The organism is Rothia sp. HMSC064F07 (genome assembly GCF_001837265.1).
GTDB classification, from domain to species: Bacteria; Actinomycetota; Actinomycetes; order Actinomycetales; family Micrococcaceae; genus Rothia; species Rothia mucilaginosa.
In genome coordinates, this window is sequence record NZ_KV831921.1 from 64,574 (window position 1) to 87,317 (window position 22,744).

Below are 22,744 nucleotides of genomic sequence, written 5' to 3' on the forward strand. Positions count from 1 at the left end.
TAAATCTAGCGCTGTCTCGCAGCCTAGCTTCTTAGCTAGTCTCTTAGCCCTGGTAAGGGGTCACGGAGACAATCTTGGCGCTCAGTTCCTTACCGTTCGGAGCGGTGTAGGAAACCTCGTCGCCCTGCTTAGCGCCCATGATTGCGGCACCCAGCGGCGACTTCTCGGAGAAGACCTTCAGGTCGGTGCCGGCAGGGAGGGTGTCCTCAATTTCGCGGGAGCCGAGCAGGAACTTCAGGGTGCGGCCTGCAACCTCAGCTTCGATGACCATGCCGTGGCTTACCACGCCGTCATCAACGGGCGCCTCACCAATCTGTGCGGTTTCGAGCAGGTGCTTGAGCTGCTTGATACGCGCCTCGTTCTTAGCCTGCTCGTCGCGTGCTGCGTGGTAGCCGCCGTTCTCGCGGAGGTCACCCTCATCGCGCGCCTGGGCGATGCGGTCAACGATTTCCTGACGGTACGGACCGGAGAGGTGCTCCAGCTCCTGGGTGAGGCGGTCGAAGGCGTCCTGAGTGAGCCATGCACCGGTGTTTTCAGCCATGCGTGTCCTTTGCTTATGCGCCGGCTCTGCCGGTGCGAAACGAATAAACCCGCTACCGCGTGCCGCGTTCAATGCGCGGCGGTGCCGGTAACGGAATGAATCAACAGACCTATTCTAGAGCACCGGAGGATTTTCGGCTGTTATGCCGGTCGTATCTTCCCCTCTGAACGCATCTTCGTCGGTACGCACGCCGGTAGCTGAACACTCCGCCAGCATCAGCCTGTTTCATGCCCGTGAATCTGCTGATATGACGGAACGTTTCACGACGTCACACGGCGTCATCTGCGCTAGTGCACCGGCGCTATCCTTGGGTATCATACGAGAAGCTACAACCGTAAAATTTCTGCCGTGTAGCGCTCGTATTCGCGAGTCACAGACACATCATCGACCCCTGGCGCATCACCTAAAGGAGACCACCGTGAGCGAAGCCATTGAACAGCTGAAGGCAAACCTGCCGACTCACCCTCCCGTGGACTCCCTCAAACCGCTGGAGGAGGACTACACCGGTCTGCGCATCCTCGCGGTGCACGCCCACCCGGACGACGAATCCTCCAAGGGCGCCGGTACCGCCTCGGCGTATATTGCCCGTGGCGCCCGCTTCATGGTGGCGACGATGACCGGCGGCGAGCGCGGTGACATCCTGAATGAGGAGATCGATAAGAGCCCGCGTGCGCACCGTGACCTGCCGGGTCTGCGCCGCGCTGAGATGGCGGCTGCCCGCGAGATTATGGGTATTGAACACCGCTGGATTGGCTTCTTCGACTCTGGTCTGCCCGAGGGCGACCCCATGCCGCCGCTTCCCTTCGGTAGCTTTGGCACCATACCCCTGGACCGTGCCGCCGCGCCGCTCGTGCGTCTGGTGCGTGAGTACCGCCCGCACATCATCATCACCTATGACGAGATTGGCGGCTACCCGCACCCCGACCACATCATGACTCACAAGGTTGCCGTGGAAGCATTCGAGAAGGCAGGCGACCCGGAAGCCTACGTGGGTGAGGGCGAGCCCTGGACCCCGCTGAAGCTCTACTACGACCGCGCATTCAACCCCGAACGCACCCTCGCCCTGCACGAGCATCTGCTCGATACGCACGGTGAGAGCCTGCTGAGCGGCTGGATTGAGAACCTCGCGCACCGCGCCTCCTCGGGGGAGGCGCCTCGCCACGAGACTACGACCCGCATCCTGGTTCACGAGCACTTTGAGCAGCGCGATCAGGCTTTGCGCGCGCACGCCTCGCAGGTGGACCCGAACGGCGTGTTCTTCGCCGTTCCCAGCGAACAGCTGAAGGATATTTGGCCCTGGGAGGACTACACGCTGGCCGCCTCGCACGCTGAGGTTCAGCTGCCCGAATCTAGCCTGGACGAGGGCCTGAGCGACTACTACGTTATCTAGGCTGGGGTGCATCGCCCCGCGCGTTACAATGATGCCCTTCACCCACGATATGAGTTGTAGGTGAAGGGCATCATCCATTCTTAGGCGCGCGATGCGTGCAGCCCCTGTACACAACCCTGAATGCCGCCACCAGCCGCCATAAATTTTGAGCCGATTCTCAGCCCAACCGTGATGCCGATTGCCGCGAAGGTACGGCGCGGCGGCGTAGAATAAGAGCTTGGACTCTTTCGTTATGAGCCCGCTGAATTATCTGCCACGACAGCCGAATGAGGTATGAGCTATGAGCGCCAACGCCCTGCCCGCGATTACTGTGCACGGCCACGCCAGCAACCCCGGCACTGTCACTGAGCCTACCGTCTATGAGCAGGCTCTGGCGCGCTCGCTGAGCCCCGAATCCCTGCCGGCACATATTGGAGTGCTGGTGGACGGTAACCGTCGCTGGGCGGCTCAGCGCGGCTTGAGCACCCGTGAGGGCCACGCCGCCGGTGCGGAGCGAATTATTGATTTTCTTGCCTGGTGTACTGAGCTGTCGATTCCGCAGGTGAGCCTGTACATGCTCTCCACCGAGAACCTGAAACGCCCCGAGAAGGAACTGACCGGTCTGGTCGCTGTGATTGATGCGTTCTTGGTGCGTCTGGTGGAGTCCGCCTGCGGTCCGGTGCGCGCTATCGGCAATATTGACCTGATTCCTCGCCAGCTGCACGAGCGCCTGGACTGGGCGATTGAGCAGACTGCGCACCTGCCCGGTGTTCGCGTGAACATTGCGGTCGGTTACGGCGGCCGCCAGGAGATTGTGGACGCGGTCCGCTCGGTTCTGCGCGAGGCTGCCGCTGAGGGGGCATCCTTGGACTCGCTTGCCGAACAGCTGAGCGTGGAGGATATTTCTTCGCACCTGTACACCGCCGATATGCCCGACCCGGACCTGCTGATTCGCACTTCGGGCGAGCAGCGCCTGTCCGGTTTCATGACCTGGCAGAGTGCGTATTCTGAGTTTTACTTCTGCCGCGCCCTGTGGCCGGATTTCACACGCGTTGATTTTCTGCGTGCCCTGCGGGATTACGCGAACCGTTCCCGCCGCTTCGGTTCCTAGAACCTATGCGTTCTAGCGCCGCCGGCGCGTGTTTCTCGGCCGGCTGGCTGGCTGGTTCCTGGCTAGCAGCCTCCGGTAGTACAGCCTCCAGCAATACAGAATGGACGTTCTATGCTCGCTGAGCTTTCCCGCCTCTACAACGCTGGAGGCGCCTCCACAATTGCCGCTCTGGTGCTCGGCAGCTACCTGCTGTATTTTCTGTGGTGCGCCCTGCGGCTGTGGCGTATTGATGTGCGGGAGCACCGTCTGCCGCACCGCATCCTGATTCCTTTGGCTATTGCCACCTATACGGCGCTGCCGGTGTCTTTGCTTTTTGCCGGTCGCCCCGCCGATATTTGGCGTGTGATTGGTGCCGGTCTGGTGCTGTGGTTCTGCTACCTGCTTCTGCGTATCCTGTCTTTTGGCGCGCTGGGCCGCGGGGATGTGAAGCTTGCCGGTATTCTGGGCGGCGTGCTCGGGTACCTGTCCTGGGCGAATCTGGGCTGGGCGTCGCTGGTGACGTTCCTTGCCGGTGGTCTGGTGTCTTTGGCTCTGGTGTTGTTTACGAAGGCGCGCGGTAGCACCCGCATTGCGTTTGGTCCGTTTATGCTTTTGGGGGCGCTGGTGGCGTTGGCTGCTCCGGCGTATTCTCTGTGGTAGATTTCGAAGTAGGGTGACCGTCCGGCTAAGTGGCGGGCTTGTTCTGTATGCGGCTTATGGCTGTTTGCTCTGCTCTCTAGCACCTATTTCTCGGCAGAACTGCCGGGGCTTTTGAAAGGTTGATGTTATGCCTACTCCTCCCTATATCCGTAAGCTGCGTGAGCGGATCGGTTCGGATTACCTGTGGCTGTCCGGCGCGACGGCTGTGGTGTACCGTGAGCAGGATTCTAAGGTGCTGCTGGTGCGCCGTAGCGATAACGGGGCGTGGACCCCGATTACGGGCATTGTGGACCCGGGGGAGAGCCCCGCACTGACCTGCCTGCGTGAGGCGCAGGAGGAGGCGAACGTGCAGATTGAGGTGCTGGAGCTGGCGCAGGTGAAGGCTGACCCGCCGATGCAGTTCGGTAATGGTGACCGCTGCCAGTTCTTGGATCATACGTTCTTGTGCCGCTGGGTTTCTGGTGAGGCGAAGGTGAATGATGAGGAGTCCTCGCAGGTGCGTTGGGCGGATGTGTCTGACCCGGTGGAGCGTGCGTTGCTTTCGGAGCGGATGCTGGACCGTATTGATGCGGCGCTGAACTATGACGGCCACTGCCGTTTTGGTTTGGAGTCGGTGCCGCCGGAAGAGCTCTAGACCGGTTACTGGGACTGAGTAAAAGCTGCTGAACTAAACCTGCACATACAGAAGGAGGGGCGACCCGCCGTCATGGCGAGTCGCCCCTCCCTCATTTTTGTGACAGTTTGTTACATGTTATTGGGTGGTTCTTCCTGCTTTTCTGTGGGAGTGGGGGACTGGAAGCCTAAATGTTGCCGTGGTTTTATTTTGTTTTTGTCTTTTTTACCTTAAGTTGTGCCTGCGTATCGAGCTATGAGTGGTGTACATGAGATGCTTTATATATGACACGGGTTACATTGGGAGTGACGGCCCCGTATTAGTCAGTAACCCGAGAAAGATTCGTTCACGTGATGTTCTGGTGAGCGTAGTCGCTTTCCTTTTACTCTGCCTATAAATCTTTAAGGCATGCCATTTTTCTGTGAACTAGGCTCATTGTGTTCATCGCAATTCTTGGGCGCTATTTTGATGCGTCCTGGAAGGAGCAAAGCATGACAACACATAAAATACCCTGGAGAATCTACGTAGCCCTTATTGGCTCTCTGGTAGGTACAGGAATATATTCCTTCGCCCTACCCATTGCGATTCTCGCTAGTACAGGCGAAATTGGGCTGGCTGGCGTAATGGCGGTAGCCATGCAAATCCCCAATATCGCCTTGGCATATCCACTAGCAACCCTATCGGATAGTCTGCCTCGAAAACCTATGATTGTGATTGCCGGGGCAGTAAACATCCTCAGCATCCTTACCTTGGCGTTGATGATTGAGCAGCATATGCTGTCATGGTTCGCCATCGCCGCACTAGGATTTGTGAGCGGTGTCTTCTCCGAGCTGGCTGCTGCCTCAGAAGCAGGATATATTCCGCAGCTTCTCGGACGAGAAAACCTTCTTTCGTATAACGCACGTCGTGAAATTTGCGAGGGAATATCCGCAATCGTTGCGCCCCCTACGGCAGGATTTATTGTTCTTGTCGCGGGTGCAACGGTCGGTCTTATCGTCCCGGTGCTCCTTTTCGGAGCGGCAACTATTTCATACGCAACGTTGCCATCCGTAGAGATGGAAACTAAAACTGAGCAACGCGAAACCGCACAACGTGGATTTATTCACCGCATGTTTGACGGTATCCAATACATGTTCTCCGGCGCCCCGCAGAGACTTATCCTTGTCTACACGTTCTTCTTGGCGGCAGCTACGGCATCGTATTCACTCATCATTATTTACCGCCTGTATGAGGAACTCACTTTTGAAGCCTCAGTGGTAGGCATGATTATGGCCTGCAGCGGTATCGGTGGTATCGTCGCGGCGCTCATCATCGATCGTTTCCTCTCTTTCGAGAACACACGAGGAATGCTGCTGGTCGCCAATGTCGTATCCCTGCTTGGAATACCGCTCGTCACCGTCAGCAATAACCCCGTAGTGCTCGGCGCCCTGCTCTTCATCCTGGACGTAGGATGGGCATCAGCTTTCATCTTCTCCAACAATCTGCGTGACTGCATTACACCGAATGAGCTACTGGGGCGTGCCAGCTCCCTTGACGGTGCCGTGTTTGGGCTAGGAACGCTGTACTCCATGGGCGCGGTAGCACTGATGCTTGACCATCTCGGCTCCTTCAATGCTGCGCTTGTCGTCAGTATCCCGGCTGTACTCTGCCTCATCTACACGCTGGTCCACTATAAACAGTTCAAAGTGTTTAATATCGTTGAACAATAGCGAGAACCCGCTACCAACTCATTGACGGAGCAGAGAACACATACAGAGGGAGGGGCGACCCGCCGTCATGGCGAGTCGCCCCTCCCTCTATGGTTAAGCCGCGAACCTCAGGTGAGGTTCAGGCGGGTGAGATTAGAAGTTGCCCAGCATCTTGGTGACGTCCAGAGCCGCATCCAGCTGCTCCTCAGTCACTTCGCCGCGCTCCACATAGCCCAGAGCCACAACTGCCTCACGGACAGTCACCTTGTGAGCCACCGAGTACTTAGCAATCTTCGCAGCAGCCTCGTAACCAATCAGCTTGTTCAGCGGGGTCACGGTCGACGGCGAAGCCTCAGCCAGGAAGCGGCAACGGTCAACGTTAGCGGTCAGACCGTCAATCATCTTCTCAGCCGAAACGCGGGAAACGTTAGCGAGCAGGCGGATCGACTGCAGCAGGTTAGCAGCCATCACCGGGATACCCACGTTCAGCTCAAACGCGCCGTTAGTGGAAGACAGAGCAATGGTTGCGTCGTTACCGATAACCTGAGCGGCAACCATGATGGTAGCCTCACAAATCACGGGGTTGACCTTACCGGGCATAATCGAGGAGCCGGGCTGCAGATCGGGGATGTGTAGCTCGCCCAGGCCGGTGTTCGGACCCGAACCCATCCAGCGGATGTCGTTGCTGATCTTCATCAGGCCGTACGCCAGGGTGCGCAGCTGACCGGAAACCTCAATCAGGCCGTCACGGTTAGCCTGAGCCTCGAAGTGGTTACGAGCCTCGGTCAGGGGCAGGCCGGTCTCCTCAGCGAGCAGCTCAATCACGCGAGCGGAGAAGCCGTCCGGGGTGTTAATGCCGGTACCCACAGCGGTACCGCCCAGGGGAACCTCAGCCACGCGGGGCAAGGAAGCGTTCACACGCTCAATGCCGTAACGCACAGTTGCGGCGTAGCCGGAGAACTCCTGGCCCAGGGTGATGGGGGTTGCGTCCATCAGGTGGGTACGACCGGACTTCACAACGTCCTTGAACTCTGCGGACTTGCGCTCCAGGGACTCAGCGAGCACCTCGAGAGCGGGAATCAGGTCCTTCACCAGAGCCTCGGTCACAGCAACGTGCACGGAGGTGGGGAAGACGTCGTTGGAGGACTGGGATGCGTTCACGTGGTCATTGGGGTGAACCTCAATGCCCTTGGACTCTAGGGAACGGGTTGCCAGGGTTGCCAGAACCTCGTTCGCGTTCATGTTCGAGGAGGTACCGGAACCGGTCTGGAAGACGTCAATGGGGAAGTGGGCGTCGTACTTACCGGTTGCTACCAGATCCGCTGCGTCGCGGATAGCCTGGGCGCGCTCAGCGTCGAGCACCTTGAGTTCCTCATTGGCGGTCGCGGCTGCCTTCTTCACGAGGGCAAGCGCACGAATATGGGCGGATTCGAGGGTCTGACCCGAAATCGGGAAGTTCTCGACTGCGCGCTGGGTCTGTGCACGGTAGAGTGCATCAGCCGGAACGCGAACTTCGCCCATGGTGTCATGTTCAATGCGGTATTCAATGTTTTCAGCCATATCTCTAGGATAGGCGTTCAAAGTGGCTTACGTCGCCTCGAAAAGGTGTCAAAAAAGGAAAAACGCTCATAAATTTTGAGGCGTGAGAAGGCGCGTAAAAACCCCGCCCCGGTAGATGTGTGAACACGCTACCGTGGCGGGGGTATCCCATAGAAAAATCTGTTGTTAAGTGCGAGCATGTGGGTTCTCGCGCTAAGGCTCGTAATGAGCGGAGAAGAGGAAACCTAGTCCAGGTTCTCGGCAACCACAATGCGCGGGGGAGTCTTCACGACCACCGGAAGCGCCTGAGTCGGCGGGTTCTGCGCGTCGTTCTTCTCCTCCGGCAGGGTCAGGTCCTGCGAGCTGAACACCAGCTCCGCCTTACCCTCCTTCAGATGGTAGAAGACACCAATCACGGCGACCTTGCCCTCAACCACCGCATCCGAAATGATGTGGGACTGCTCAATAATGCGGATGGCGGTCTGGCGGGTGTGCTCACGCACCATGTCGTTAACGACCGGGTTCTCCGGCAGCTTCGGGGACATCACCGAAGGCAGGATGTGCTGCACCAGGTTACGGATGAAGCCGTGCGGCATCTCACCGGACTCCAGGGACTTGCTGGCCGCAGTCACAGCACCGCAGGAGTCGTGACCGAGAACCATCACAATGGGGGTCTCAAACTCATCAACCGCGTACTCCAACGAACCGAGCGCGGCATTCTCCAGGACGTGGCCGGCGGTACGCACCACGAACGCGTCGCCCAGGCCCAGATCAAAAATAATCTCTGCCGCGAGGCGAGAGTCACCGCAACCGAAAATCGAGGCGAACGGGAACTGCCCCGATGCCAGGTCGGTACGGCGAATCGTGTCCTGGTTGGGGTGCTCGTTGCTACCCTCAACAAAACGACGGTTACCGTCCTTCAGACGCTTCCATGCTTCTGCGGGAGTCGGTTGGATGCCAGCCATGTGATGCTCCTTAGCGGACAAATACAGATAACGCGTGCCGTCGGAGCCAGCGAATCTGCGAACGGGTATGTGGGGCTTCAGGCGCTCGCGCTGAAGCTGAGTTTCTCGCCGGGAGCCTCCCGGAGAAAGAACCTACCTCAAATATGCCTTAAATATGCGAAAAATAGCTAGTTTGGCGCGCCTTCACAACACCCAAAATCAGTGCCTCAGAGTGTATGAAGTGCCGAAGAGAGATGAAGCCCTCACAGATTTGCCGCATCTGCTCACCTTAAAGTCAACACGCACGCAAACTCGTTCAGAACAAGAAAAACGAAGCGCTCGCGCGCTATCCTGAAAGGAGCACTACTGCGTCGGCGACTTCGTGCTGGAAAGAACCAGCCAGCCGACGGTGTATTCAGAAATCTCGAAGGTGAGTCTATGACTACGAACAACAACCACGGCGATCGCAACCTCGCAATGGAACTGGTCCGCGCGACTGAAGCTGCAGCAATTGCTGCAGGCCCCTGGGTCGGCGCAGGCGAAAAGAACCTCGCAGATGGTGCAGCCGTAGACGCAATGCGTTACCGCCTCTCCACCGTCAACTTCAACGGAACTGTTGTCATCGGTGAAGGCGAGAAGGACAAGGCTCCCATGCTGTACAACGGCGAGAACGTCGGCGACGGCTCCGGTCCCTCCCTCGACGTGGCGGTTGACCCCATCGACGGTACCCGCCTGACCGCACTCGGCATGGACAACGCCCTCTCCGTGATTGCTGTGGCAGACGGCGGCACCATGTTCGACCCCTCCGCAGTGTTCTACATGGAGAAGCTGGTCACCGGCCCCGAAGCCGCAGAGTTCGTCGACCTGCGCCTGCCCGTCAAGCAGAACCTGCACCTGGTCGCTAAGGCTAAGGGCAAGAAGGTCAGCGAGCTGACCGTATGCGTGCTGGACCGCCCCCGCCACGCCAAGCTGATCCAGGAGATTCGCGAGGCAGGCGCCCGTACCCGCATCATCCTCGACGGTGACGTCGCCGGCGCTATCGCAGCCTGCCGCGAAAACACCGGCGTGGACCTCATGCTCGGCACCGGCGGCACCCCCGAAGGCGTTGTCGCAGCGTGCGCTATCAAGGCAACCGGTGGCGTTATCCAGGGCCGCCTGGCACCAACCGACGAGGCAGAGCGTGAAAAGGCACTGGAAGCCGGCCACGACCTCGACCGTGTGCTGACCACCAACGACCTGGTCACCAGCGACAACTGCTTCTTTGCCGCAACCGGTATCACCGACGGTAAGCTGCTGCGCGGCGTGCGTTACAGCAAGAACGTTGTGACCACCCAGTCGCTGGTTATGCGTTCCTCCTCGGGTACCGTGCGTACCGTTGAGGCGGAGCACCGCCTCTCCCGCCTGCGCGAGATTCTCTCTCACACCAAGAGCCCCGAAGAGCAGTAATCCTCGAAGAGTAGTAATCTTCGCCCCCCGCAAGGGCTGAGGAGTCTTAGCGAGACTCCTCAAACATTGCACATACATACGCAGGGAGCCGCCCCCACCGAAGAACTCGGTGAGGGCGGCTCCCTCGTATATTTAGCTCGTATATTTAGCTTTTAGTTCTCAGAGTGCTCCCCGGTAAGGGTGCACCTGAACCCGTTAGCGAGAGCGAAAAGACTGAACCTTCGCCTTCGCCTTCGACACCGCATCGCGAACTGCCGGGCGTGCCTTATACGCCAGGGTGTAGGCGCGGTAACCCAGCGAGGACACCGGAATATCCCAGGTACCCGGGTACTCCACGGACTCGCCGCCGAAGGACTTCTTGAACTTCGTGAAACCGGCCCACTCGTGATCCGGCTGATCCTCCGGCGCGATGCCGAAGAGGTCAACGTACTTCAGGCCCTTACGCTTAGCGTCCAGGATTAAGTTCGTCATCACCACAACACCGGCACTAAGGGTGCGGTGCTCGAAGGATGCCGCCGCGTGCGCGTAGGTGCGGGTATCGTCCGAATCGTACACGAACGCCGCCGCAATCGGGGCGCTCTCGCCGTTCTCGCCCGCCAGCTTCGCAATGTAGAGCGACGCCGCACCGGCGGGCATCAGCACGCGAGCCGCCTGCATCAGGTAGTCGTCGTGCTGACGGTTGAAGCCGTTACGCTCCGCGGTCTCCTCGAGGAAGCCGAAGAGAATCGACATATCCGAGGGATTGGTCGACACCTCAACGGTCACGCCCTTCTTGTGGATATTACGATGACGAGTACGATAACCGGAAATCATTCCCTTGATGATCTCATCCTCGGTGCCCGAGAGGTCAATAATCTGCGTGTGCGAAGGCTGCACCTGGCGAGGAGCCAGAACCGCACCGCGACGAGCCAGGAACGCCGCAGCATCCTGATCGCCCCAGATGGCGGACTCAGTAGGCTCAATACGCACAAACAGACAACGAAGCTTCGCGGCCTCTTCCTTCAACGAGGCAAGAGCCTCGTCGAAGGCCACAGCGCTCGAAGCAACCGGTCCGTACGGGCTGTACAAGTAGCGGCCGGTAGCACCGCCCTCAACGGTCGCAAGGTACGACCAGCCGTTACCGCTCTTACGAATTACGGTGTGACCATTAGATTCCTGAAAACGTGCCCAAATATCGGACTGAAGAATATTGCTCATACTTCTAGTGTATCCGAGCTTAGGGAACGTAAGCCTGGGGCTCCGACGAAGCTTCGGGTGCAGGAGTGGGGCGGGGTGCGGAGGAGCTCTCCTCAGCCTCACGCTCGGCCGCTGCCTTGGACTTGGCCTCGGCAACGCGGGTGCGCAGAGCTGCTCCCTTGTCCATTGCGGTCTGGCGCAGATTCTGAGAGAACTGACGCAAATCAGCGTGAACCTGCTGAGCAAACGCATCGGTGCCCGAACCCAGAATACGCAGAGCCAGCAGACCCGCATTGCGAGCGCCGTTAATGGAGACGGTAGCTACCGGAACACCGGCGGGCATCTGAACAATCGACAGCAGCGAGTCCACGCCCTCGAGGTTCTTCAGACGCACCGGAACACCAATTACAGGCAGGGCGGTGACGGAAGCGAGCATACCGGGCAGGTGAGCGGCACCGCCGGCACCGGCAATAATCACGCGAATACCGCGGCTGTGAGCCTTCTTGCCGTACTCAATCATGTCCTCGGGCATGCGGTGTGCAGAAACGACATCAGCCTCGTAAGGGATGCCGAACTCGTCCAGAACCTCGGCGGCGGCCTCCATGACCGACCAGTCCGAATCCGAACCCATCACAATGCCAACAATGGGCTGGGAAGAATTATAGGGAGACTGAGACATAATCCTCATATCCTTTCAGGATGCGGTGGCGAACCACCATCAATAGGGTGCGTCGGATACGCAGGATGCTCTCACCCCACGCACCGGCTAAAAATAGGGCTACAGGGGGCGGCCGTCACGCAAAATGGAGGCGGCATTCGCGGCGCTATGACGCAACGCCTCAAGCTCAGCCACCGTGCCAGAAATATTCACGTGACCAATCTTGCGGCCCGGGCGGGTTTCCTTGCCGTAGAAGTGAATCTTTGCGCGCGGTTCAGCCGAAAGCGCCAGCGGGTAGACGCCAAAGATATCTTCGTTCTCGCCGCCCAGGTAGTTCTTCATCACGGCAACACCCTCCAACACGGAGGTATCACCCAGCGGAAGGTCAAGTACCGCACGCAGGTGCTGCTCGAACTGGCTGGTCACCGAGCCGTCCTGAGTCCAGTGACCGGTGTTGTGCGGGCGCATCGCCAGCTCGTTGATGTAGAAGCCGGCGGGGGAGCCGGGAACCTCGAAAAGCTCAGCCGCCATTACACCGGTCACGCCCAGCTCGGAGGCAATGGTCACAGCAGCGGCTGCGGCAGCCTCAGCGATCTCGGGGTCCAGGTCCTGTGCGGGTGCAATGACCTCGTCACAGATGGAGTTCACCTGGATGGTCTCAACGACCGGCCAGGGGCGCACCTCGCCGCTTTCACGGCGAGCCACTAGAGCGGAGAGCTCACGGGTGAAGGGTACTTTCTCCTCGGCAAGTAGGGCGGAGAAATCGGTGCGGGAAGGCAGCTGCTCGAACCATTCGGCGCTGCGCTCGCGAGCCTCCTCGGGGGAATCCAGAACGAGTACGCCCTTGCCGTCGTAGCCGCCGCGCGGGGTCTTCAGCACCACGGGCCAGCCGATTTCATCGCCGAAGGCGAGTAGTTCGTCCAGGGTAGAAACCTTAGCCCAGCGGGGGTTCGGCAGGCCCAGACGCTCAATAGCGGCGCGCATCAGGAGCTTGTCCTGAGCGTACTGGAGAGCTTCGGGACGGGGCTGAACATTCACACCCTCCGCCATGAGGGTGCGCAGAAATTCGGTGGGCACATGCTCATGGTCGAAAGTGATGACATCCTTGCCGCGAGCAAATTCGCGGAGGGTGTCGAGATCTTTGTAGTCCCCGACGGGGGCGGTACGTACCGCTGCCACGGCGCCGACGGTGGGCGCCTCCGCGAGAATCTGCAGGTTCAGGCCAAGGTTAGTTGCTGCGGGAGCCATCATGCGGGCCAGCTGGCCTCCGCCGATGACGCCAATTACGGGTCCAGTCACAGGGTAAGTCACAGCACCTAAGTGTACCGGTTTCAGAGTGCTTATGGGAGCAAGACCACATTAAGGTCACAGAATGGGTTTAGCTGGGCGGCAGAGCCCAATATTTGGGCGTAAAAGCCGGAAGAAATCGTAAAAACCTGCCTTCTGCCCAGTCAACGTGAGATGAAAGGGAATGTCTCGTTAGCTGGGAGGTCTGTGGAAAAACTCTCAAAGGTACAAACAACCAACCGGGACTGTAATAACATATAAGAGCTTGTAAAAGAGGCTGACGCACTCCATAGTGGCGGCATGAATGACACCCACCGTAACAGTGCCAGCTCTTTCCCCTGAACTCCTCTAGATAGGTCCCGCATGAGCGCACAGACGAAACCGACCATTACCGAACGCCTGAAATCCCTCTGGGACAGCTACGGTATTGAGGTTCTCAAATTCGGTACCGTGGGCGGCGCCGCCTTCATCGTGAACTCTGTGACGGTGTGGGTGCTGATGATGACCATCATGTCGGAATCCCACACCAAGGCGAAGATTATTGCAAGTATCGTTGCAACCATCTTCTCGTGGCTCATGAACCGCCTGTGGACCTTCCGCGACTCCCGCTCCGAAAACTGGAAGCGCGAAGCCATCGAATTTGGCCTGGTGAACCTGCTTGGCATCCTCGTTGAAGCAGGTTGTGTGGCATTCAGTACCTACGTGCTGAACCTGCGCACCCCCGAGGCGTCCTTCATCTCCGGTACGATTATCGGTACCATCCTGGGTACCATTCTTCGCTACTTCCTCTACCGCTTCTGGGTCTACGGTTCGCACCGCCAGAAGGTTGACGAAGGTGAAGGCACCGACCACGAAGAGCTCGGCCGAATGTTTGACGAAGCTGCCGCCATTCTCGACGGCGAAGAGCCTGCAGCACGTAAGGCTACCTCTGAAGCAGCCGCACCCGAGTCGCAGGCGAAGCCCGGTTCGCAGAAATCCTAGACCCCGCCTAACACCGACCATCAGCTAAGACGTGTTCTAAAAACTTATCCCCCGATACGGCGCGTATCGGGGGATAAGTTTTTTAAAATCCAGGAAACTTGGAAGAATCACTCGCCGCGGGGAATCTCCGCCGCACGCTCGGACGCCATCAGGGATGCAAGCTGCTCACCTTGCCAGTCCACACTCGGGTCAGCCACAAACACCGCATGACCGGAGAGCAAAATCGCCAGAACCTCCAACAGGGTGCTCAAGGTCGCCTCCGAGGCATCAAAACCGTAGTCGGGGCTCAACTCCAAAGCGAGCGCACGCTGCCCCGAAGGTAGCGTATAGCCCGCCGTACGATAGGCCTGTGCCTGCGTGAGAGCCTGCTCGTAGGCTTCCGCGTAGCTGAAACCCTCAATGATTTCTACCGAATCATCGGGAAGTAGACCCGAGTACTGGTCGCCAAAGCTACGCACCAGAGCGCAGTAATCGAGCACCTCCTCGGCGTGCGGAGCCAGCGACTGCAGATCGCCGGCGTAAGAAAGAGCCAGCGGTGCACGGTCAACCGCCAGAAGGTACGCGGGGTCATTCGTATAGCCCGCCTCCTGCTCGGTGCAGACCGCAGCAACCAGCGGCTCATCCCGCTGTAGCAGAGCGCCCACGCGCAACGCCGCTAAGCCCAGAACAATAGTGCGCCAGTGCAGGGGTGCCTGCAGATCAAAACCCTCACCGGGCTCCAGCTCGCATTCTTCAACCAGCAGGTTTGCGCTCTTATCAACCCAATTCATGAGGACCCTGCCGGAGAGCTCGATGCGCTCGCCGTTTGCTGAGTACCAGATGAGGGCGGGGGTCTGCTGGCTGCTGAGCTTCTCAAAGAAGCGATTCAGAGTTGTGGGCATGGATGCGCCGGCGGGGGAGAGAGTAACCATGTGTTTCACTCTACCGCACCGGGGGTGGAGCGGTCAGGGAGAATGTGCGCGGTGCTAAAAGATGCAAAGGTAAAGTAAAAACGCCTAGGGTGCCCTAAAAACCTAATGGTTCAAAATATTTGACAGTCCTAAAGCCTCATTTTGGTAATGTGGCATAAAAATAAGTTGGAAATGTAAATGCTTCGCAATGCCTCGGAAAAATATTCAGAAACTGCATAGTGAAAAGATAAGTTTTTCTTATCTAATTATTAGATTCTTTCCCTGAGCTCGAGATGGGATGGGTGGGATGGTTGCCGTAAGCCCTTATATTTGCAGTCAGGATGCGAATTTTGCAGGCGGTGGAAAATAGCCCTGGAGAAGGGGAAACTTAAGGTGCTCCTTAGGTGTGAGTGAGGGCAAGTGGTGCGTGCGAAAATATATAAAGGTCAAATTTACATTAAATATGACGCCCCTAACACATACATCTAAATATTGTTTAAGTCTAGTTTGACGAAACGGCGTGTCGCACGTCTAATAGATATATAAGCGTGTTTGCTCTGGAAGGGACCGTAGAGGCCAAAGCAAACCATGCCACACCATACACACTAAGATTCCGTCCACGACGGATCCGCAGACTCATTAAACTCACAATGAGAACACGGAAGGAAAACCCATGGGCTCCTACATTGCATCGGACCGCTCCATCGCGGCCGCGCGCGCATCAGGCGCTCAGCACCGTAGCATGAATCCCACTCAATCTCTCGAAAAAGCCGCCGACGCCTTTCTCTCAGACGCTGAACGAAACATGCCTGCCTGCACCGACGTATGGACCGCAGCGGCAGGACTCTACGGAACCGAAGGCGAAGACGGAGAACTCGCCTGGCAAGCTGAAGCACTCTGCGCCCAGACCGATCCCGAAGCCTTCTTCCCCGAGAAGGGTGGCTCCACCCGGGACGCCAAAAGGGTATGCGGTGTATGCCCCGTGCGCGAAGAATGTCTACAATATGCAATGGACAATGACGAGCGCTTCGGAATCTGGGGCGGCCTGTCAGAACGTGAACGCCGCCGACTGCGTAAGCAGGCGAACTAAGCCAGGAAGGTACCACCCACATGCAGACCGCACGACTGTGCTCCCGCCAGACCTGCCAGCGAGAGGCGACTGTTACTCTCCAGTACTCCTACGCAGACTCCACGGCCATCATTGGCGCTCTCTCTGAATTTCGTGAGCCCCACGCCTACGACCTCTGCGATGATCACGCTGCACGGCTGACGGCACCGCAGGGTTGGCGAGTGGTCTACAAGGTACCCGTCCAGGGTTCGGACACCACCGAATCCTAGAATTCGAACCCAAGAATTTAAACACCCGAATGCAAAGAACCTTCCGTGAATTCATGCGGAAGGTTCTTTGCGTATGAGAAACTGGCAGATAGTACAGACACCCGCAACTCACTCAAACACCATTCACTCGAAAAGAACGCGAGATCCATGAGCAAAGAAACACACCGAGGAATGTGGGGCGCACTGCGCCCGGCCATCCGTCGAAATAGCGCCGAAGAACTCCTCAAAGCTCGCCGAGCAGAGACCGTGACCAGCGAACCGGCACCGCACACCGGAGCCTTCGGACGCATCGTAGCAGACGTACCCACCGTCGCCGAAGAACCCGACCTGCCTACCGGTTCCGTACCCGTTGTCCCCGCACGTAGCAAACTCCGCGAACAGGGCGTCGGCACCCGCGTACGCACCCGCACCAACGTCTCCACCGGCTTCGTGCCCCTCGTGCGCGATTCGCAGAGCACCCCCAAAAACCCGACGCTCAGCGACCTCAACCGCGAAACCATGCAGAGGGCAGCCGAAGCAGAAGCAGCTGCAGCAGCAGAAGCCGAAAATGCGGCTGAAGCAGAAACCGTCGCTACCGCGGAGGCGGCAAGCGCCTCCACCGCCGGACGCAAGTACCGCACCGAAACCACCCGCACCGGTCACACCCACGCGGTCGCGGACCCCAACGCACCGCTATCTTCCCTGGCTGCCTCGCCCGAAGCTGCAGAACGCGCCGCAGCCCGCGAAGACGCCGTGGAAGACACCCCGCGCTTCCTCAAGCTCCGCGCAACCCTCATCGCGCTCACCGTACCGCTGACCGTACTCATGATCGCAATCCGCGCTGTAGCCTCCGCGCCCTTCCTCTGGCTCGAATACCACCGCCCCGGATTCCCCGAAGACAGCTACGGCTACTACCTCGTCGAGAGGATGCGCCTGGGCTCCTACGGCGTGGACTACATCAACAACTTCGCGCCGCGCGAATACCTCGCCCGAGTCACCACCGGTGCCGACAACACCCTCGCCTTCACAGAAGCAGAAGTGAACCACATGCACGACGTGAAATGGGTACTGCTCATCGCCACCGTAGCCGTTGCCGCACTCTTCCTGCTGACGCTCTTTAGCAGCATCTCCCTGCGCGAGCGCGCCCCCGGCACCATCCGCCGTAGCCTCTTTGCCGGCGCATGGATTACCCTGGGACTCATTGCGGTGCTCGGTGTCGTGGGCGTCTTCGGTTGGGAATGGCTGTTCACTACCTTCCACCAGGTGTTCTTCCCGCAGGGCAACTGGGAATTCTCCGTACGAAGCTCCCTGATTCGCCTCTACCCGCCGCAATTCTGGATTGACGCGGCAATCGCCGTAGCGGTCCTCGTAGCAGCGCAGATTACGCTCCTGCTCGTGACCACCTGGCCCACCAAATACCGCAAGCTCAAGGCAGAACGCCGCCGCCAGGAACGCCAGGAACTGCGCGTCAAGCTCGCCTCCGCACGAGTCGGCGACAACTAAAATCATCAGCCACTTCACCGTGCAAACCAGCGCGGAAAGGGTGCAACAAAGGGGGCTGGGCTCTACCACACGGTAGAACCCAGCCCCCTTCGCTATACCCAAGCTCGTATCGCTCGAGCCCTAAATCCAGGACTTAAACCACATGTGCGAATACCACTGCTCATACGGAATCACCTGAGCAGTCCACAGCGGCATAAAGTACGCACTCAACATGAGCACACCCACCAGGTAAATCGCCACCAGCGTCACGCCCAAACGGGCACGCAACACCGAACCGCGAGCACCCGACAGCGCCAGACCCAAAACACCCGCCAACAGCAGGATCAGGAACGGCTCAAAGGACAGCGCGTAGAAGTAGAACATCGTGCGGGTCGGGTACATAAACCACGGGAAATAGCCCGCACCGAACACAACCAGCAGCGCACCAAAACGCCAATCACGCTTCAACAGCAGGACCAGAAGCGCCACAATAATCGCCGGAATAAACGCCCACCAAATCGCCGGGTTACCGATATTCAAAATAGCCTCGGAACAGGACTTCACGGTACAACCCGAAGAACCCAGCTTCGGCGACTCATAGTAGTACGAGGTCGGGCGACCCAAAACCAGCCACTGCCACGCCTGCGAAGCATACGTATGCGGGCTACTCAAACCAGAATGGAACTTAAACGCCGACACATGGTACTCCCACAGGGAACGCAGATCCTCAGGAAGCCACATGACACCCTTGCCCGGGTTCTCAACAGCCCAACGGCGGAAATACGCATTCGACGACTGGAACCAGCCTGCCCAGGTGCTCAAATACACCAGCAGACCCACACCAATCATCTGGAAGAACGCGGGGATGCCGTCACGCACCAGCGCCGTCAAACCCCACTTGTCCAGGCCCACAATACGGCGAGCATTAATATCCCAGAACACCGTCAGCAGACCCATCGCCGCAACGAAGAACAGCGAATTCCACTTCACACCCACCGCGGCACCGGCACACACACCGGCAGCGAAACGCCACAGGCGCAGACCCATGCTCGGGCCCCACGGCATCGGCGGAAGCACACCGCTATTCTGGCGTGCCGCCTCCGCAATATTGCGCGCCAACACGCGCCGCGCCTGAATACGGTCAAGCACCAGACACACAAAAGTCGCGAGAATCCAGAACATCTGGAAAATATCCAGCAGAGCCAAACGAGACTCCACCAGCATCAGACCATCCACAGCAGCCAGCAACGCCGCAATAGTCGCCACCGTCATCGAACGGAACAGCAACCAGCCAACATAGGCAATCAACGCCACCGACAGGGTGCCAATCACCGCAGCAGAAACACGCCAACCAAAGGGATTATTATCACCAAAAATCGCCATGCCCGCGGCAATCATCCACTTACCCAACGGTGGATGCACCACATATTCCGGCGAATCCGTCAACAGACCCGACGGGTGACCGGCAGCAAAGGAAGCATTAGCGTCCTTCGACCAGCTCAACTCATAGCCATAATGCACATACGAGTAGGCGTCCTTGGCGTAGTACGTCTCATCAAAAACAATGGCATTCGGATGCGCCAAATTATAAAAACGCAGAATACCGGCAACCAGCACAATCAATGCAGGCACCAACCAACCCCAACGCGGGGCACGAATATAGGCAACAGCGAGCGCATCCAGCAGAGAATCGAGGCCGTAACGACCGCGTTCAGACGAAGAACGGGTCAAATCGGCCGGACCAACCGGAGCGGCAGATGCGGGAGAAAGTAGCTTAGGTATCTTCACCCCATCAATCCTAAAGGGTCAGAACGCACGATGCACCATTTCAGCCCGTGAACGGCTTATATGAAGCACCCTGAACCTGCGCCTGAGGCAGCGCCCCGCCCGGCAAGATCACCCGGCGCCGGACAGAGCGCGGGCGTTACACTTAGTGGGTACACGAAGACCAGACACAGACACGAGGCCTGCCATGACCGCACCCGCAGAATACACCGAAGAGATCGTCGACCCCGCAGAAACGGTCGAGGCGCCCGATACCGCTGTCACCTCCGAAGAAGACGGCGTACTCATCCTCGGCGGCACCCCCATCGGCAACCTCGCTGACGCCTCCGACCGACTGCGCTCAGCCCTCGCCACCGCAGACCTCATCGCCGTTGAAGACACCCGCAAGCTACGAACCCTCGCCTCCGGGCTTGGCGTGCGCACCCGCGGCCGCGTCATCGTCAACCACGACCACAACGAAGCTGAACGTAGCGCAACCATCGTGCAGGCGGTGCAGGAAGGTCAGCGCGTGCTGTTGCTCTCGGATGCGGGCATGCCCACCATCTCCGACCCCGGCTACGTTGCCGCCGCAGCCGTCGCGGAAGCCGACCTGCCCGTCACCGTGGTGCCCGGCCCCTCCGCTGCACTGACCGCGCTCGCGCTCTCGGGTCTGCCCACCGGACGATTTACCTTTGAGGGTTTCCTCGCCCGCAAGGGCTCCGAGCGTTCGCGCCGCCTCGCCTCGCTGGCGGGAGAGGAGCGCACCATGATTTTCTACGAATCCCCGCACCGCACCGCCGCAACCCTGGCAGACTTCGTGCAGATCTTCGGCGCTGACCGCCGCGGAACGGTCAGCCGTGAGCTAACTAAGCTTCACGAAGAGGTTCGACGCGGTACCCTGGCTGAGCTTGCCGAATGGGCTGAGTCTGAACGCGTCCGAGGCGAAATCGTCATTATTGTTGAGGGCGCGCAGGCCCCCGAAACTCCCGAAGCGCAGGACGTCGTGCAGCTGGTTCTCGACCGTGTAGCGGGCGGCGAGCGCCTCAAGAGCGCCTGCGCCGCGGTCGCTGCCGAGACCGGCACCTCCAAGCGTGACCTGTACGAGGCAGCCCTGGCTGCCCGCTCCGAATAACCCAAAACACCCGCAGTTTTACCCCGCAGTTTTATCCCGAGGATTTATCAATGTGTCAGAGCCACCCCGGTCCTGAAATCACCCAGGAGTACCTGAACTCCCTCGCCGCCCTGGCGAACTACACCCTGCCCACCCCCGCGGCACTCCAGGCAACCGCCCTGCCTAACGGCTGGGAGCCGGTGCCCGGTGAAGTACCCGCACCCTATAAGGCGGAACTCTACACCGGCATCAGCGACGCCGAAGGCGGAGAGGGAACCCGCCGTCGCTCCACCACCGGCGAGAACGGTCGCAGCCGCAACCTGGTCTTCCCGCCCGCCCCCGAGCCGCTACCGTACCCGATTGTGGATAACCACACCCACATGGACCTGCTCGACGGCGAGGTAGAAATCAGTGCCCGCGATGCGCTCGATGCCGGTGAGAAGCTCGGCATCGGCGCCATCGTGCAGGTCGGATGCGATATCCCCTCCTCCCTCTACGCCGTGGCCGCCGCCCAGGCTGACGAGCGTGTGCTGGCCGCCGTCGCCATTCACCCGAACACCGCCCCCGAGCTGGCTGCAGCCGGACAGTTGGAGGCGGCGATCGCCACCCTCGACGAGCTTGCCACCGCCGACCGCGTGCGCGCCATCGGTGAGACCGGCCTGGACTACTTCCGCACCGGAGATGAGGGTAAGGAAGCACAGCACTACAGCTTCCGCGAGCACATCCGTCTGGCAAAGAAGCATAACCTGGCGCTGCAGATTCACGACCGTGACGCGCACGAGGACGTTGTGCGAATCCTGGATGAAGAGGGTGCGCCGGAACGTACCGTGTTCCACTGCTACTCGGGTGGGCCCGAGCTGGCCACAATCTGTAACGAGCGCGGCTGGTACATGAGCTTTTCGGGTACGGTTACCTTCAAGAACTCGAAGGGTATTCAGGAATCGCTGGCGATGGCTCGTCCCGAGTTGATTCTGGCTGAGACGGATGCGCCGTTCTTGGCCCCGCATCCGTTCCGTGGCCGCCCGAATGCGTCTTATATGACAAATTACACAGTGCGTTTTATGGCGGCTCATCGCGGTGAGGAGCTGGAAGCACTATGTCGCCTCATCCGCGAAAATTCGGAGCGCGTGTATGGCCAGTGGTAGGCGCGTACAGCCTGTAGCGGATAGCTACTCTGGGCGGCTTCGCGGTGCGTGTCTGCGTGCTAGACTGTAGCGACTACAAATAACTCACTCAAACAGCTATGCCATGATTTGGTTTGCAGTATTTAGGTGCGTATAGTGCCTCAATAATTGGTGCTGCGAACATCCCGACAAGAGTTTATGTATAGCACCCCATGGCTGGTGTTTTAGGAGGATACTATGGCAAAGATTCTGAAGTATGTTCTGGGACTGGATGGCGCGAATCGTTTTGAATCGTTCTATTCGGTTGGCATACCCGCGAAGGATTTCGTGCCTTATTCTGCGGTAGATAATCGCGACGATCACGTCACTGATGCACAATTCGATAGCAAGTTGTTCTTGACTCGTTACGGTAAAGAGCCGAGGCCTGCCGAAAAGGGTTGTGCTTTGAGCCACTACCACATGTGGAAGGACTTCCTCGCTTCAGATGCCGACTGGGCTTTGCTGGCAGAGGATGATGTCCTCATTTCCCCTGACCTGCAGCCTGTAGTGGAGAGGATTATCGAAAAGTATCCTCACGTGCAGATGGTTAACCTGGGCGATATCTACGCTTCTGAAGCTGGCAAGCTCAACCCGCAGGTTGATTATCCCCGTCTTTCGTTGCTTGCTCCTTTTGTGTACGGCAAGTACCGTATGGGTCGTGCCTATGGCTCAAAGCCTCTGTACGGTGCTGCCTTGTATCTTCTTTCGCGTTCTGGGGCTGAACGACTCGTAGAATGTTATGGCGAGACGGTTCCCGGCGTTGTCGCTGACGATTATTCTCTCTACCGAGAATGGGGAGTGGACGTATATTTGGTGCAGCCCGGCCTGTGCGGTTGGGAGGGCACCAGCCTCATTCAAACTTCTGGCGTTCGTCACTTGGAAAGTCTCAAGAGCACGCAGCATGGCACCGGTTTTATCGACCGGTTGCGCATCGCCTTGGCGCCGAAGAAGCGTATTGCGAACGCGAAGAACATCCTGGATGCCACTCTCGATGATGTGAAGCAGCGTCTAGGACGATAATCCAG

Annotated in this window: 21 protein-coding genes; 13 read left to right on the plus strand and 8 right to left on the minus strand. The window is 58.8% G+C overall.

Features of this window, described 5'->3' with window-relative positions:
* Positions 1 to 43: 43 nt before the first annotated feature.
* Positions 44 to 541, minus strand: a complete 498-nt coding sequence (gene greA, locus HMPREF2712_RS00965) for a transcription elongation factor GreA (protein WP_049327910.1) — start codon at positions 539 to 541, stop codon at positions 44 to 46.
* A 418-nt stretch (positions 542 to 959) separates the two neighbouring features.
* Here greA and mca point away from each other — a divergent pair, with 418 nt between their 5' ends.
* The 5 genes from mca to HMPREF2712_RS00990 all read left to right on the plus strand — a co-directional run bounded on the left by mca (position 960) and on the right by HMPREF2712_RS00990 (position 5,982).
* Positions 960 to 1,931 (plus strand): mycothiol conjugate amidase Mca, encoded by a 972-nt coding sequence (mca, locus tag HMPREF2712_RS00970; protein ID WP_070819023.1) that lies wholly within the window; start codon positions 960 to 962, stop codon positions 1,929 to 1,931.
* Positions 1,932 to 2,211: 280 nt separating this feature from the next.
* On the plus strand, positions 2,212 to 3,021 hold the full coding sequence (gene uppS / locus HMPREF2712_RS00975; RefSeq protein WP_070819024.1) for a polyprenyl diphosphate synthase: 810 nt from the start codon (positions 2,212 to 2,214) through the stop codon (positions 3,019 to 3,021).
* A 111-nt stretch (positions 3,022 to 3,132) separates the two neighbouring features.
* Positions 3,133 to 3,660 (plus strand): prepilin peptidase, encoded by a 528-nt coding sequence (locus HMPREF2712_RS00980; protein WP_049346792.1) that lies wholly within the window; start codon positions 3,133 to 3,135, stop codon positions 3,658 to 3,660.
* Positions 3,661 to 3,787: 127 nt separating this feature from the next.
* Positions 3,788 to 4,294: an NUDIX hydrolase gene (locus tag HMPREF2712_RS00985; protein WP_070819025.1), complete on the plus strand. Its 507-nt coding sequence runs from the start codon at positions 3,788 to 3,790 to the stop codon at positions 4,292 to 4,294.
* A 416-nt stretch (positions 4,295 to 4,710) separates the two neighbouring features.
* A complete protein-coding gene (locus HMPREF2712_RS00990; RefSeq protein ID WP_246823240.1) occupies positions 4,711 to 5,982 on the plus strand; it encodes an MFS transporter in 1,272 nt (423 codons plus the stop codon).
* A 132-nt stretch (positions 5,983 to 6,114) separates the two neighbouring features.
* Here the strand turns inward: HMPREF2712_RS00990 and HMPREF2712_RS00995 are convergent, their stop codons facing one another.
* Together HMPREF2712_RS00995 and HMPREF2712_RS01000 are read right to left on the minus strand one after the other, a co-directional pair.
* Positions 6,115 to 7,521 carry a class II fumarate hydratase gene (locus HMPREF2712_RS00995; RefSeq protein ID WP_049338717.1) on the minus strand — a complete coding sequence of 469 codons (1,407 nt, stop codon included), beginning with the start codon at positions 7,519 to 7,521 and terminating at the stop codon, positions 6,115 to 6,117.
* 224 nt (positions 7,522 to 7,745) lie between these two features.
* A complete protein-coding gene (locus HMPREF2712_RS01000) occupies positions 7,746 to 8,465 on the minus strand; it encodes a carbonic anhydrase (protein ID WP_070819026.1) in 720 nt (239 codons plus the stop codon).
* A gap of 417 nt (positions 8,466 to 8,882) precedes the next feature.
* On the opposite strand from HMPREF2712_RS01000, the gene glpX reads away from it, so the two are divergent.
* Positions 8,883 to 9,890 (plus strand): class II fructose-bisphosphatase, encoded by a 1,008-nt coding sequence (gene glpX / locus HMPREF2712_RS01005; protein WP_049327916.1) that lies wholly within the window; start codon positions 8,883 to 8,885, stop codon positions 9,888 to 9,890.
* Between the two features lie 195 nt (positions 9,891 to 10,085).
* Here the strand turns inward: glpX and HMPREF2712_RS01010 are convergent, their stop codons facing one another.
* From HMPREF2712_RS01010 to HMPREF2712_RS01020, 3 genes are all read right to left on the minus strand, one after another.
* On the minus strand, positions 10,086 to 11,087 hold the full coding sequence (locus HMPREF2712_RS01010) for a lipid II:glycine glycyltransferase FemX (RefSeq protein WP_070614668.1): 1,002 nt from the start codon (positions 11,085 to 11,087) through the stop codon (positions 10,086 to 10,088).
* 19 nt (positions 11,088 to 11,106) lie between these two features.
* Positions 11,107 to 11,745, minus strand: a complete 639-nt coding sequence (purE, locus tag HMPREF2712_RS01015; protein ID WP_070819027.1) for a 5-(carboxyamino)imidazole ribonucleotide mutase — start codon at positions 11,743 to 11,745, stop codon at positions 11,107 to 11,109.
* Positions 11,746 to 11,844: 99 nt separating this feature from the next.
* On the minus strand, positions 11,845 to 13,035 hold the full coding sequence (locus HMPREF2712_RS01020; RefSeq protein WP_070614664.1) for a 5-(carboxyamino)imidazole ribonucleotide synthase: 1,191 nt from the start codon (positions 13,033 to 13,035) through the stop codon (positions 11,845 to 11,847).
* Positions 13,036 to 13,374: 339 nt separating this feature from the next.
* Between HMPREF2712_RS01020 and HMPREF2712_RS01025 the strand changes: the two genes are divergently transcribed.
* Positions 13,375 to 13,992: a GtrA family protein gene (locus tag HMPREF2712_RS01025; RefSeq protein ID WP_070819028.1), complete on the plus strand. Its 618-nt coding sequence runs from the start codon at positions 13,375 to 13,377 to the stop codon at positions 13,990 to 13,992.
* Positions 13,993 to 14,099: 107 nt separating this feature from the next.
* Here HMPREF2712_RS01025 and HMPREF2712_RS01030 read toward each other — a convergent pair whose 3' ends face one another.
* On the minus strand, positions 14,100 to 14,903 hold the full coding sequence (locus HMPREF2712_RS01030) for a TIGR03089 family protein (RefSeq protein WP_070819029.1): 804 nt from the start codon (positions 14,901 to 14,903) through the stop codon (positions 14,100 to 14,102).
* Positions 14,904 to 15,555: 652 nt separating this feature from the next.
* Here HMPREF2712_RS01030 and HMPREF2712_RS01035 point away from each other — a divergent pair.
* The 3 genes from HMPREF2712_RS01035 (at position 15,556) to HMPREF2712_RS01045 (ending at position 17,702) form a co-directional block, all read left to right on the plus strand.
* The gene (locus HMPREF2712_RS01035; RefSeq protein ID WP_070819030.1) at positions 15,556 to 15,972 is read left to right on the plus strand and encodes a WhiB family transcriptional regulator; all 417 of its coding nucleotides are present in this window, start codon (positions 15,556 to 15,558) and stop codon (positions 15,970 to 15,972) included.
* A 20-nt stretch (positions 15,973 to 15,992) separates the two neighbouring features.
* Complete coding sequence (locus HMPREF2712_RS01040) at positions 15,993 to 16,220, plus strand: DUF3499 family protein (protein ID WP_070614652.1); 228 nt, start codon at positions 15,993 to 15,995, stop codon at positions 16,218 to 16,220.
* A gap of 147 nt (positions 16,221 to 16,367) precedes the next feature.
* Positions 16,368 to 17,702, plus strand: coding sequence for a TIGR01906 family membrane protein (locus HMPREF2712_RS01045; RefSeq protein ID WP_070819031.1), 1,335 nt, complete (start codon positions 16,368 to 16,370; stop codon positions 17,700 to 17,702).
* Positions 17,703 to 17,822: 120 nt separating this feature from the next.
* Here the strand turns inward: HMPREF2712_RS01045 and HMPREF2712_RS01050 are convergent, their stop codons facing one another.
* Entirely contained in the window at positions 17,823 to 19,469 is a 1,647-nt protein-coding gene (locus HMPREF2712_RS01050) for a dolichyl-phosphate-mannose--protein mannosyltransferase (protein WP_005508926.1), read from the minus strand.
* A gap of 184 nt (positions 19,470 to 19,653) precedes the next feature.
* On the opposite strand from HMPREF2712_RS01050, the gene rsmI reads away from it, so the two are divergent.
* The 3 genes from rsmI (at position 19,654) to HMPREF2712_RS01065 (ending at position 22,739) form a co-directional block, all read left to right on the plus strand.
* A complete protein-coding gene (rsmI, locus tag HMPREF2712_RS01055) occupies positions 19,654 to 20,577 on the plus strand; it encodes a 16S rRNA (cytidine(1402)-2'-O)-methyltransferase (RefSeq protein WP_005508925.1) in 924 nt (307 codons plus the stop codon).
* A 50-nt stretch (positions 20,578 to 20,627) separates the two neighbouring features.
* Positions 20,628 to 21,701: a TatD family hydrolase gene (locus HMPREF2712_RS01060; RefSeq protein WP_070819032.1), complete on the plus strand. Its 1,074-nt coding sequence runs from the start codon at positions 20,628 to 20,630 to the stop codon at positions 21,699 to 21,701.
* Between the two features lie 216 nt (positions 21,702 to 21,917).
* On the plus strand, positions 21,918 to 22,739 hold the full coding sequence (locus HMPREF2712_RS01065; protein WP_070819033.1) for a glycosyltransferase family 25 protein: 822 nt from the start codon (positions 21,918 to 21,920) through the stop codon (positions 22,737 to 22,739).
* Positions 22,740 to 22,744: the final 5 nt, after the last annotated feature.

Coding starts and splice junctions, on each gene's coding strand:
- greA (WP_049327910.1), bottom strand. CDS start 541: ATGGCTGAAAACACCGGTGCATGGCTCACTCAGGACGCCTTCGACCGC.
- uppS (WP_070819024.1), top strand. CDS start 2,212: ATGAGCGCCAACGCCCTGCCCGCGATTACTGTGCACGGCCACGCCAGC.
- HMPREF2712_RS00980 (WP_049346792.1), top strand. CDS start 3,133: ATGCTCGCTGAGCTTTCCCGCCTCTACAACGCTGGAGGCGCCTCCACA.
- HMPREF2712_RS00985 (WP_070819025.1), top strand. CDS start 3,788: ATGCCTACTCCTCCCTATATCCGTAAGCTGCGTGAGCGGATCGGTTCG.
- HMPREF2712_RS00995 (WP_049338717.1), bottom strand. CDS start 7,521: ATGGCTGAAAACATTGAATACCGCATTGAACATGACACCATGGGCGAA.
- HMPREF2712_RS01000 (WP_070819026.1), bottom strand. CDS start 8,465: ATGGCTGGCATCCAACCGACTCCCGCAGAAGCATGGAAGCGTCTGAAG.
- glpX (WP_049327916.1), top strand. CDS start 8,883: ATGACTACGAACAACAACCACGGCGATCGCAACCTCGCAATGGAACTG.
- HMPREF2712_RS01010 (WP_070614668.1), bottom strand. CDS start 11,087: ATGAGCAATATTCTTCAGTCCGATATTTGGGCACGTTTTCAGGAATCT.
- purE (WP_070819027.1), bottom strand. CDS start 11,745: ATGTCTCAGTCTCCCTATAATTCTTCCCAGCCCATTGTTGGCATTGTG.
- HMPREF2712_RS01025 (WP_070819028.1), top strand. CDS start 13,375: ATGAGCGCACAGACGAAACCGACCATTACCGAACGCCTGAAATCCCTC.
- HMPREF2712_RS01030 (WP_070819029.1), bottom strand. CDS start 14,903: ATGGTTACTCTCTCCCCCGCCGGCGCATCCATGCCCACAACTCTGAAT.
- HMPREF2712_RS01035 (WP_070819030.1), top strand. CDS start 15,556: ATGGGCTCCTACATTGCATCGGACCGCTCCATCGCGGCCGCGCGCGCA.
- HMPREF2712_RS01040 (WP_070614652.1), top strand. CDS start 15,993: ATGCAGACCGCACGACTGTGCTCCCGCCAGACCTGCCAGCGAGAGGCG.
- HMPREF2712_RS01045 (WP_070819031.1), top strand. CDS start 16,368: ATGAGCAAAGAAACACACCGAGGAATGTGGGGCGCACTGCGCCCGGCC.
- rsmI (WP_005508925.1), top strand. CDS start 19,654: ATGACCGCACCCGCAGAATACACCGAAGAGATCGTCGACCCCGCAGAA.
- HMPREF2712_RS01060 (WP_070819032.1), top strand. CDS start 20,628: ATGTGTCAGAGCCACCCCGGTCCTGAAATCACCCAGGAGTACCTGAAC.
- HMPREF2712_RS01065 (WP_070819033.1), top strand. CDS start 21,918: ATGGCAAAGATTCTGAAGTATGTTCTGGGACTGGATGGCGCGAATCGT.